Origin of the sequence: Agathobaculum sp. (genome assembly GCF_022775115.1) — a bacterium.
In the GTDB taxonomy this organism is placed as follows: Bacteria; Bacillota; Clostridia; order Oscillospirales; family Butyricicoccaceae; genus Agathobaculum.
The window spans coordinates 39,560-48,777 of record NZ_JALFLA010000087.1 but is presented as its reverse complement, the minus strand read 5'-3'; the positions used below and the strand labels follow the sequence as shown (position 1 = coordinate 48,777).

At 60.9% G+C, this 9,218-nt stretch carries 10 protein-coding genes; 7 read left to right on the top strand and 3 right to left on the bottom strand.

All coding sequences use genetic code 11. The features are described from left to right. Positions 1-1,118: 1,118 nt before the first annotated feature. The 3 genes from MR935_RS10595 to MR935_RS10585 all read right to left on the bottom strand — a co-directional run bounded on the left by MR935_RS10595 (position 1,119) and on the right by MR935_RS10585 (position 3,943). Positions 1,119-2,573, bottom strand: a complete 1,455-nt coding sequence (locus tag MR935_RS10595) for a D-alanyl-D-alanine carboxypeptidase family protein (protein WP_290573356.1) — start codon at positions 2,571-2,573, stop codon at positions 1,119-1,121. Then, positions 2,563-2,802: a hypothetical protein gene (locus MR935_RS10590; RefSeq protein ID WP_290573355.1), complete on the bottom strand. Its 240-nt coding sequence runs from the start codon at positions 2,800-2,802 to the stop codon at positions 2,563-2,565. The genes MR935_RS10595 and MR935_RS10590 overlap by 11 nt, the downstream gene beginning before the upstream one ends. Before the next feature lie 106 nt (positions 2,803-2,908). Further along, on the bottom strand, positions 2,909-3,943 hold the full coding sequence (locus MR935_RS10585) for a nucleoside recognition domain-containing protein (RefSeq protein WP_290573353.1): 1,035 nt from the start codon (positions 3,941-3,943) through the stop codon (positions 2,909-2,911). An 89-nt stretch (positions 3,944-4,032) separates the two neighbouring features. Here MR935_RS10585 and MR935_RS10580 point away from each other — a divergent pair, with 89 nt between their 5' ends. The 7 genes from MR935_RS10580 to recO are packed head-to-tail and all read left to right on the top strand — an operon-like array spanning position 4,033 to position 9,212. After that, positions 4,033-4,287 carry a YabP/YqfC family sporulation protein gene (locus tag MR935_RS10580; protein WP_290573352.1) on the top strand — a complete coding sequence of 85 codons (255 nt, stop codon included), beginning with the start codon at positions 4,033-4,035 and terminating at the stop codon, positions 4,285-4,287. A 12-nt stretch (positions 4,288-4,299) separates the two neighbouring features. Beyond that, positions 4,300-5,526, top strand: a complete 1,227-nt coding sequence (locus MR935_RS10575; RefSeq protein ID WP_290573350.1) for a sporulation protein YqfD — start codon at positions 4,300-4,302, stop codon at positions 5,524-5,526. 8 nt (positions 5,527-5,534) lie between these two features. Next, positions 5,535-6,590 (top strand): PhoH family protein, encoded by a 1,056-nt coding sequence (locus MR935_RS10570; protein WP_290573348.1) that lies wholly within the window; start codon positions 5,535-5,537, stop codon positions 6,588-6,590. Next, positions 6,587-7,081, top strand: a complete 495-nt coding sequence (gene ybeY / locus MR935_RS10565; RefSeq protein ID WP_290573346.1) for an rRNA maturation RNase YbeY — start codon at positions 6,587-6,589, stop codon at positions 7,079-7,081. Before MR935_RS10570 ends, ybeY begins: the two co-directional genes overlap by 4 nt. Next, the gene (locus tag MR935_RS10560; protein ID WP_290573344.1) at positions 7,078-7,545 is read left to right on the top strand and encodes a diacylglycerol kinase family protein; all 468 of its coding nucleotides are present in this window, start codon (positions 7,078-7,080) and stop codon (positions 7,543-7,545) included. The genes ybeY and MR935_RS10560 overlap by 4 nt, the downstream gene beginning before the upstream one ends. Continuing rightward, positions 7,542-8,438 (top strand): GTPase Era, encoded by an 897-nt coding sequence (gene era / locus MR935_RS10555; protein ID WP_290573342.1) that lies wholly within the window; start codon positions 7,542-7,544, stop codon positions 8,436-8,438. Before MR935_RS10560 ends, era begins: the two co-directional genes overlap by 4 nt. A gap of 3 nt (positions 8,439-8,441) precedes the next feature. Continuing rightward, complete coding sequence (recO, locus tag MR935_RS10550) at positions 8,442-9,212, top strand: DNA repair protein RecO (protein WP_290573340.1); 771 nt, start codon at positions 8,442-8,444, stop codon at positions 9,210-9,212. The last annotated feature ends 6 nt before the right edge of the window (positions 9,213-9,218 follow it).

The following is a 9,218-nucleotide window of genomic DNA, read 5'->3' as shown; positions in this document are numbered from 1 at the left end:
CTAACTGCTTTCAGCCATGTATGGATGGTTCCTTCTGGAATACCTAATTCTTTGGCTGCCTTAGCACCGCCGATTTCTCTGGCAAGTTTGACAGCCTGCACCTTATATTCATGGTCATATTTACGTTGGGTACGTGACATTAAGAGTTCCTCCTTATTCTCTTTAATTATACATGAATTCTTTGAGAATAAGCTGTCAACTTTATTTATACAACATCATCATGAGGGATACCGCCGCTTTTCTCATAGGCTTCTTTTTTCCTCTGTTTCCTTGTCCCGCTGTGCTTTCCATTCTTCCAATTTTTCTATCCCTCCGGGATTTCAAAGAATTTCTGAATTTCGGGAAGCAGACACAGGGCAAGGGAAGTTATGCAACGAAACCAGCTTGTTGGAATGGCTGCGGCTTCGCTGTCTGATTTGACGAAGCACCGTCCGGAATACCGGGCGAAAGCAAGACAGGATATACAAATTTTTGAACGCATAGAAGATAGGAGAACATGAAGCGGAGATGGAGAAAATCAATGCTATCCTGCGGGATATAAAGCAAGACACGGACAGAGGTGAACAGCCGGGAGAAACAGTAACTGCTGGGAATAATAGTGACGGTCAATGCTATGACTGCCAGACAAGTCGGGCGGCTTATTCCGATGGACGGGAAAGCCTTAAAATGGCTTCCTGCCCATTTCGATTTTGAGAGAAAAATCCATCTGCTTTTCGGGAGTGCAGCTACAAGTTCGGGACAATTTAGGGCTGTTGACAAAGTCTGTTCTTCAAAAAGTAACTTTCTAGTAAGTTCTAAAAACTATGATATCAACTATTATATCAGCGATAAATGCTCTCTAAAAATCAGGAGGCTTTTTTCGCTATATGACTTTGTCAACAACTCCAAGTTGTCCCGAAGTCCGGCATGGAACAAGGGACGGAGGCTTTCATATACGCTCTGTCTGATGATGCAACCAACCCTTCACTTGCGGCGCTGCGCCACGCAATTCACAGCCCCGTTTTCTCTATCTGCATATGAATGTTTTTCGTAATCATTATGCTTAATAAGCGTTAAAAATAAAAGGAGCGCTGAAGCGCTCCTTTTATTTTGCCACCGCGTAGGTGGGATTTCTGGCGTTATCTTCTGCGTCTGCGCTGGTAGTTGGTGTTTTCATAGCGTGAGCGCATATTGCGGCGCTGATTATGGCGGCGCACGCTGCCGAGGAACAAATTGAGCAGAATGTATAGCACGACAAAGACGGCCAGCACGGCGAGTACGATTTTAAACGCGGTGCTCTTGAAGAAGTTTTCCAGCTTGTCCGCATAATAGAGCACAAGGCTCAGCTCGACGTCGTTGAGTGCGATCAGTTCGACCGTTCCGTACTCAACGCCGTCCTTGGAGTAGGTTTGGCTGCCGATGACCTCGCCCGCCTTGATGGGCGCGTCCTTGCTCGCGGGCGTGGTCGAGACTGTGTCCAGATCCTCAACCGCGAGATTGCGGGGGATGGAGGCGACCAGATCGGTTTTGGCGGTCAGTATCAGCTCGTCCGTATCGGTGGACAGGCGCACATCAATGCGCATGATCTCATCGCCCTTTTTGGCAAGCGTTTTGGAGACGAAGTTTTCATAGCCCCACTCAAACAGGCGCTTTGTTTCGGTAAAGCTCTTGGCGACCGATGACGAATCGGGCGCGTCCTCGCAGCCCAGCACGATGGCAAACAGCCGCGCCTTGCCCTTTTCCGCGTAGGAGACCAGACAGTTGCCCGCCTGTGAGGTATGGCCGGTCTTGATGCCCTTGCAGTAGGCATAGTACCACGGCTGATAGGAGCTGAAGATCAGCTGATTGGTCGTATACAGCTTGCGCTCGGCGTGCATATTGGTGGCTGAGATAGTTTTCTGCGCGGTGTTGGCGATCGTGACGAAGGTCTCGTCCTGCATAGCGGCTTGCGTGATCTTGAGCAGGTCGCGTGCGGTCGAGTAGTGGTCATCTTCATGCAGGCCGCAGGGATTGGAGAAGTGTGTACCCGTGCAGCCCAGCTCGGCGGCGCGGGTATTCATCATATCAACAAAGGCCTCGCTCGTACCGCCGACATGGCGGGCAAGCATATATGCGGCCTCGTTGGCCGAGGGCAGCATGAGTGCATACAGCAGGTCGATGACCTTGACCTGTTCGCCGACCTTGATATCAGCGTTCGAGCTGTCGGCGGTGATTTCGGCCCAGTCTTCCTCGGTGCAGGTGACCGTCTCATTCAGGTCGGACACCTGCTCGAGTGTCAGCAGCGCGGTCATGACCTTGGTGATCGAGGCCGGATAGCGTTTTTCATCCGCGTTTTTCTCATACAGCACCATGTTGGTATCCGGGTTGATGAGCATAGCGGCCGTCGCCTCGATCTTGGGGTCTTCCAGCAGGCTGGACATCACCGTGCCGGCGGTGTCCGCTGCACCGGGTGTGCCCGTATCGACGGCCGGTGTGTCTGCCGTAACGCCGTCCTCGGGCGCGGCGAGGGCATATGGCAGAGGAAGTGCGCCGCAAAGCAGCAGACAGCTAAGGCCGAGCGCTGTCAGGCGGCGGAAGATCGTGTCAGCTCTCATGGGGGCTCTCCAGCGCGAAGTCCGCATCAGTGAAGTGGCCGCGCAGGGCGGCAGGCTTGGGCGGTACGCGGCGCAGCGGGTCATAACGGAAGGCACGGCAGTGTTCGCTGCCGTTTACAACGCCCCGGCGGGGGCAAAGAATGCGCAGTCCATCGGCCAGCGGACTGCCGTGCGCGCAGTAAGAGCAGCGCGGCTCGATATTTTTTCGCAGCAGCTTTTTCAGCTTCATGCGGTGGCTCACTCCAATCCAAGTGTGGTAGGCAGCGCCGCGCGGCGCACAGCAGGGTGGTGCATTTCGCGCCTGCTGTGCATGGATGCTGCCGTGGATTTTTTTATTATACAGCAGTTTTCACTTTTTTTCTACCCCCAATTGCAAACAAAGCCAGAAGCAGGGCGGCCGCGCCTGTCCAGTCCGCGGCAGGCGCGGCCGGGGCGGCGCAGGGCGCGCAAGCGCTGAGCACGGCGGGCGAGAGCCGGAAAAGCGCCGCGGTCATCGCGGCAGCCAGCGCGCCGTGCAGCAGCTTGGCCAGCACAAAGCCGCGCAGCGCAAGTCCGTGCGGCGCAAGCAGCGCGCGCACCTGAAACTGTACGGCCAGCCCGCCGAAGCCGAGCAGGAACGAGGCGAGCGTGAGCAGCGCACCCGTGGGCAGCGGCAGGAGCGGAAGGGCGAGCAGTCCGTTCGTCAGCTCGATGCCGCCGCAGAGCAGCATACCGCCGGGCAGCGTGTACAGGACGGGGCGCAGCAGGGTGAGCAGCACCGAAAAGATGGTCAGAAAGGCGGTCACAGTCAATGCGGTGGACGCGGCCTGCTGCACCGCGCCGCAAAAGGCGGCGGAAAAGCCCTCGCCGGTAGGGCGGGATGTGTCGGCGCGCGCCTGCGGCTCGGTGTCCGCGCGGGCGAGGAGCAGCCCGGTCAGCAGTGCGGCCAGCGCGTGTATGGCATATAGCAGCGCGCCGGTGCGCGCGCTGCCGAACACCCGCAGGCCGACCAGAGCGATGCAGAAGCCGGGGCTTGCGCAGTTGCAAAAGGTGCACGCGCGCGCCGCATCCGCAGGGGACAGCAGCTTTTGCGCAAGCAGGCCGGACAGGGTCGCCGCGCCGACCGGATAGCCGCCGGTCAGCCCAAGCAGTACGGCGGGCGCGGCCGCAGGCGGTAGGTGGTACAGCCGCGCGAGCGGGCGTGCGGCAAGGCGCGCAAGGCGGTCGGCGGCGCCTGTGCGCACCAGCAGGCCGCTGGCCACAAAAAAGGGGAAAAGCGCGGGCAGCGCGTCGCGCGCGGCGAGCGTAAGGCCGTCGCGCACCCCCTCGGCGCATGCGGCGGGGCAGATGAGAAAGGCGAAAAACAGCGCAAACGATAAAAGCAGCTTCATAGCGGTCACCTCGGTCTTGCAAGCCTATGTGCGGCAGGCAAGTTTGATGCTATCTGCGCATACGATAAGTCGAACGGAGGAGAGAACGCATGGAGGGATTCACCTCGTCACTGATAGACGATCTGCACAGCGGGCGGCCGCGGGTAGAGATCATCGGCAACAGCCGTGTCGTGGTCGAAAACCACCGCGGCATACAGGAATACGACGATGGCCTGCTGCGCGTCAAATGCGCCGGCTGCGAGGTGCGCATCACGGGCGACGCGCTGCGGCTGACCGCGCTCTCGCTTGACGAGCTGGCAGTGACCGGGACGATCGTCTCGGTCGAATACACCTCGGGTCGGTAGGGAGGGAGCGGGATGATAGGGCGGCTGCTGCTGCTGGCGCGCGGGCAGGTGCGCGTGCGCGTGACGGGCGCGAGCCTGCCGCGCTTTCTTAACGTGTGTGCGAGCCATTCGCTGACGTTGCGGCGGATGGAGCGCACGGCGTGGAATGAGATGTACGCCACGCTGTCGGTCGCGGATTTCCGCGCGCTGCGCGGCTGTATGGGGCGCACGGGCTGCCGGGTGCATATCGTGCGCAGGCGCGGACTGCCGTTTGTTTCGGCGCGTCTGCGGCCGCGCTACGCCCTCTGGGGCGGACTGTGTATGCTCGCGCTGCTGTGCTGGGTGCTGTATGCGCATGTGTGGGCGATCGAGCCGCACATCGACCCCACGCTGCCGCGCGCGGAGATCCTGCGGCAGCTGGACGCACTCGGCGTGCGCGTCGGTATGCGGTGCGGCGCGCTGGATGCCAAGCGCATCCGCTGGCAGATTTTACAGCAGCAGCCCGAGATCAGCTTTTTCGCGCTCAATTTGCAGGGCAACCGGTTGACGGTCGAGGCGCGCGCTGCAAAGCCCCACACTGAGCTGCTGGACGGGCGGGCGGTGACCAAGGTGGTCGCTGCGCGCAGCGGCGTGATACATACGGTACGCGCACAGGAGGGGCAGCCCACGGTGCGCGCAGGCGATGCGGTGCGCACGGGAGACACGCTCATCAGCGGCCTGGTGCCGCCGACCGCCGAGGGCGGCGAATACCATTTGGCGCACGCACGCGGTCAGGTGCAGGCCTACACAGCCTACCAAAAAACGGTCTCCCGTGCGCTGACGGTGGATAAAAAGACCTATACCGGCAAGGTGCGGCGGCAGTACGCGCTGGTGGTCGGAAAGAAACGGTTAAATTTGTATTTTAGTAGTGGAATTTCAGCTGGTGCTTGTGATAAAATAGTGGAAACGAAGACAGCGTGGCTGTCGGACAGCGTGGTGTTCCCAGTGTCGCTCGTCGTGCAGACCTATACGTTCTATGAGCGCACCGCCGATACGCGTACGGCAGAACAGGTGCGGGTGGACATGATATCCCGTGCGCTGGGCGATATAGTCCGCGGGATGGATGGCACGCTGACCGCGCACACCGAAAGCGTCACCGAGGAGAACGGCGCGGCTGTGCTGCGGCTGACGGCGGACGCACTCGAGCAGATCGGCGAGGAGGCGCTCGACGACAGCACGATACCCCCGCCTGAGCCGGAAACGGCCGGAGAGGTGCCGTAGGCCGCGCAATGCTTCGGAGAAGTACAAAATCACCATGGAAAGCAAGGTGCAGCAACATAGAAAAGACCATTCAGATCGAACAGCTTGAACTGATGATGACCGTGTTCGGCGCGTTCGACGAAAACATCAAGCAGATCGAGCAGGCGCTGGGCGTATCCGTTGTCAGCCGCGGCAGCGAGCTGAAGATAGCCGGCGAAGAACGGGACGTTGAGACCGCCGCGCGCACGATCGACGCGCTGACCGGCATGGCAAGGCGCGGCGAAGCTATTGGCACACAGACCGTGCAGTATGTCATCGGTCTTGCACGCGATGGGCGTGAGGGCGAGGTGCAGACCATGAGCCGCGATGTGCTGTGCATCACGGCCAAGGGAAAGCCGGTCAAGGCCAAGACGCTCGGACAGAAAAAGTATATGGAGGCCATCCGCAGCAATACAGTTGTCATCGGCGTCGGCCCGGCCGGCACGGGCAAGACCTATCTTGCCGTGGCCGCCGCCGTGGCCGCGTTCCGCGATAAAAAGGTATCCCGCATCATCCTGACGCGCCCGGCGGTCGAGGCGGGGGAAAAGCTCGGCTTTTTGCCGGGCGACTTGCAGAGCAAGGTCGATCCCTATCTGCGCCCGCTGTATGACGGCCTGTTTGACATGCTGGGCGCGGAAAACTTCGCAAAATATCAGGAGCGCGGCTCGATCGAGGTAGCGCCGCTCGCCTATATGCGCGGACGCACGCTGGACGACAGCTTCATCATTCTCGACGAGGCGCAGAACACCACGCCCGAGCAGATGAAGATGTTCCTGACCCGGCTGGGCTTTGGCTCGCAGGCGGTCATCACGGGCGATGTGACGCAGATTGATTTGCCGGACGGCAAGCAGTCCGGACTAAAGGAAGCGCTGCGTGTGCTGGACGGCGTTGAGGGCATCGCCCAGTGCTTTTTGAGCGAAAAGGATGTGGTGCGCCACGAGCTGGTGCAGCGCATCGTCAAGGCCTATGCCGAATATGAGGGCAAGAGGTCAGGCGTAAAGCCGCACAAAAAGGCGATCGTCCGCCGCAGGGGGGACAAGCGATGAAGCACCGGATCAATATCGGGTTTGAGACTAAGGTGGACAAGCAGCAGGACGTGCGCGCGCTGATCGAAGCGTGTGCCAAGCGGGTGCTGGTGAGCGAAGGGGTCGGCTTTGCCGCGCAGATCGACGTGACCGTAGTCGATGCGGACACCATTCGCTGGGTGAACGCCGAGCAGCGGGGCAAGGATGCCGTGACCGATGTGCTGTCCTTTCCGATGTATGCGTTTTACAACGGCAAAGCGCAGGAGGAGCTGGAAAGTGAGCCGGACACGGGCTGCGTCATGCTGGGCGATATGCTGCTGTGCTACACCCGCGCCTGCGAGCAGGCCGAGGCGTTCGGCCACTCGCCCGCGCGCGAGTGCGGCTATTTGACCACCCATTCCGTGCTGCATCTGTTGGGCTATGACCACGAGCGGAACGATGAGGACACCAAATTGATGCGCGCAAAGGAAGAGGGCAACCTCGCCTTTCTCGGACTGACAAGAGATACATGAAAAAAGAAATCAGAAAATTAAGGGACAGCTTTCTGTATGCGCTGCGCGGATTGGCACTCTGCATCCGGGGCGAGCGCAACTTCCGCGTGCACATGATGGCGGCGCTGTATGTCACCCTGTTTGCGGTGTTGGGGCAGGCGAGCGCCACGCAGGCCGCGATCCTGTGCGTGTGCTTTGGCCTGACAATGGGCGCGGAGCTGATGAATACCGCCGTTGAGCGCCTGTGCGACAAGCACGCCAGCGGCTATGATATGCTGGTGCGGGACGCGAAGGACATTGCCGCCGCCGCTGTTTTTGTGTGTGCGCTCGCCTGCGTCGCCGTGGGCGTCTGCGTGTTTGTCAGCGGCGGCGTGCTGCTGTGCGCGCTGCGGTGCATGGCGGCGCACCGGTGGGTGTTGGCCGCGCTGGCCGTTTCCGTGCCGGCGGCGTGGTGGTTTATTTTTCGATATGGGAGAATACAATGAGCGAAATAACCAAAACTGCGGTCGTCTCTGTGGTCGGCCGCCCGAATGTCGGCAAATCGACGCTGACCAATAAGCTGGTGGGACAGAAGGTCGCCATCGTCTCCTCCAAGCCGCAGACGACCCGCACCCGCATCACGGGTGTGCTCAGCCGCGGAGAGACGCAGTATGTGCTGCTGGACACGCCCGGCCTGCATAAGCCGCGCTCCCGGCTGGGGGACTATATGTGCAAGGTCGTCACCGACACGGTTGGCGAGGTCGACGTGGCCGCGCTGGTCGTCGAGCCGATCGCAAGCATCGGCCCGGCTGAGGAGAGCCTGATTGAGCAGATCAAGCGCAATCATATGCCGGCCATTTTGGTCATCAACAAGATCGACACGCTGCCCAAGGAGGAGCTGCTTGCCGTGATCGCCGTTTATGCGGCGGCGCATGAGTTTGCGGCCGTCGTGCCGGTCAGCGCACGCACGGGCGAGGGGTTGGACGAGCTGCTGGGCGAGATCGACAAATACGCCATCGAGGGGCCGCCGCTCTTTCCGGAGGATATGGTGTCCGACCAGCCCGAGCGCCAGCTTGCCGCCGAGATCGTGCGTGAAAAGCTGCTGCGCCTGCTCGACCGTGAGGTGCCGCACGGCACGGCGGTCGGCATTGAGCACTGGAGCGAGCGGGAGGACGGCCTGATCGAAATTGGCGCCACCATTTACTGCGAAAAGGCCAGCCACAAGGGGATCATCATCGGCAAGCAGGGCAAGATGCTGCGGGAGGTCGGCCAGCAGGCGCGCGCCGACATGGAGCGGATGCTGGATGCCAAGGTGTATCTGACGCTGTGGGTCAAGGTCAAGGAGGGCTGGCGCAACAACCAATACCAGATGCGCAACTTCGGCTACGAGGACAGTTGACCGGTGGCCGAGGTCAAGCTGCGCGCGCTCGGCCTGCGCGAGGTCGATTTCGGTGACTACGACCGCTACCTGACCGCGCTGACCGAGGATGGGCGCAAAATCGAGATATTGTGCAAAAACGCGCGGCGCGGCGGCAAAAAGCAGCTGCCCGCGGCGCGGCAGCTTTGCTTTTCCGACTTTATCCTGCTTGCGCGCGGCGGCAGATACACGCTGCGCGAGGCCGATCTGGTGCATTCCTTTTTCGACCTGACGCGGGATATCGAACGGTACGCGCTGGCCTGCTATCTGGCCGAGGTCGCGGGCGCGCTGACTACACCGGACGAGGACGCGCCGGCGGTTTTCCGGCTGCTGTTCGGCGCGTTCGGCGCGCTGCTGAACCGCAAACGGGATGCTGCGCTGGTCAAGGCGGCGTTTGAGTGGCGTGCGCTGGCCGAGAGCGGCTACGCGCCTGATTTGTCCTGCTGCGGCGTGTGCGGGCGGACGATCGAGCCCCCACCCGTGTGCTTTTCGGTCGCGGCGGGGCGCGCGGCGGACGCAGACTGTGCGCAGCGCGTCGGCGGCTATGCGCCGCTGTACGCAGGGACGCTGCGCGCTATCATCCATGCGCTGACAAGCGAAACGCGCAAGGTGTACGCATTCACCCTTGGCGAGCCTTCCCGCGGGCAGTTCTGCGCGCTGGCCGAGCAATATGCGCAGTATCATCTGGCGCGCGGGTTTGAAAGCCTGCGGTTTTACCGGTCGGTCTGCATCCCCGCGCCGCAGGCGGGCAGATAAACGGGC

Excerpts from the sequence above, each read along its gene's own strand:
- MR935_RS10595 (WP_290573356.1), bottom strand. The coding sequence starts at position 2,573 with ATGAGAGCTGACACGATCTTCCGCCGCCTGACAGCGCTCGGCCTTAGC.
- MR935_RS10590 (WP_290573355.1), bottom strand. The coding sequence starts at position 2,802 with ATGAAGCTGAAAAAGCTGCTGCGAAAAAATATCGAGCCGCGCTGCTCT.
- MR935_RS10585 (WP_290573353.1), bottom strand. The coding sequence starts at position 3,943 with ATGAAGCTGCTTTTATCGTTTGCGCTGTTTTTCGCCTTTCTCATCTGC.
- MR935_RS10580 (WP_290573352.1), top strand. The coding sequence starts at position 4,033 with ATGGAGGGATTCACCTCGTCACTGATAGACGATCTGCACAGCGGGCGG.
- MR935_RS10575 (WP_290573350.1), top strand. The coding sequence starts at position 4,300 with ATGATAGGGCGGCTGCTGCTGCTGGCGCGCGGGCAGGTGCGCGTGCGC.
- MR935_RS10570 (WP_290573348.1), top strand. The coding sequence starts at position 5,535 with ATGCTTCGGAGAAGTACAAAATCACCATGGAAAGCAAGGTGCAGCAAC.
- ybeY (WP_290573346.1), top strand. The coding sequence starts at position 6,587 with ATGAAGCACCGGATCAATATCGGGTTTGAGACTAAGGTGGACAAGCAG.
- MR935_RS10560 (WP_290573344.1), top strand. The coding sequence starts at position 7,078 with ATGAAAAAAGAAATCAGAAAATTAAGGGACAGCTTTCTGTATGCGCTG.
- era (WP_290573342.1), top strand. The coding sequence starts at position 7,542 with ATGAGCGAAATAACCAAAACTGCGGTCGTCTCTGTGGTCGGCCGCCCG.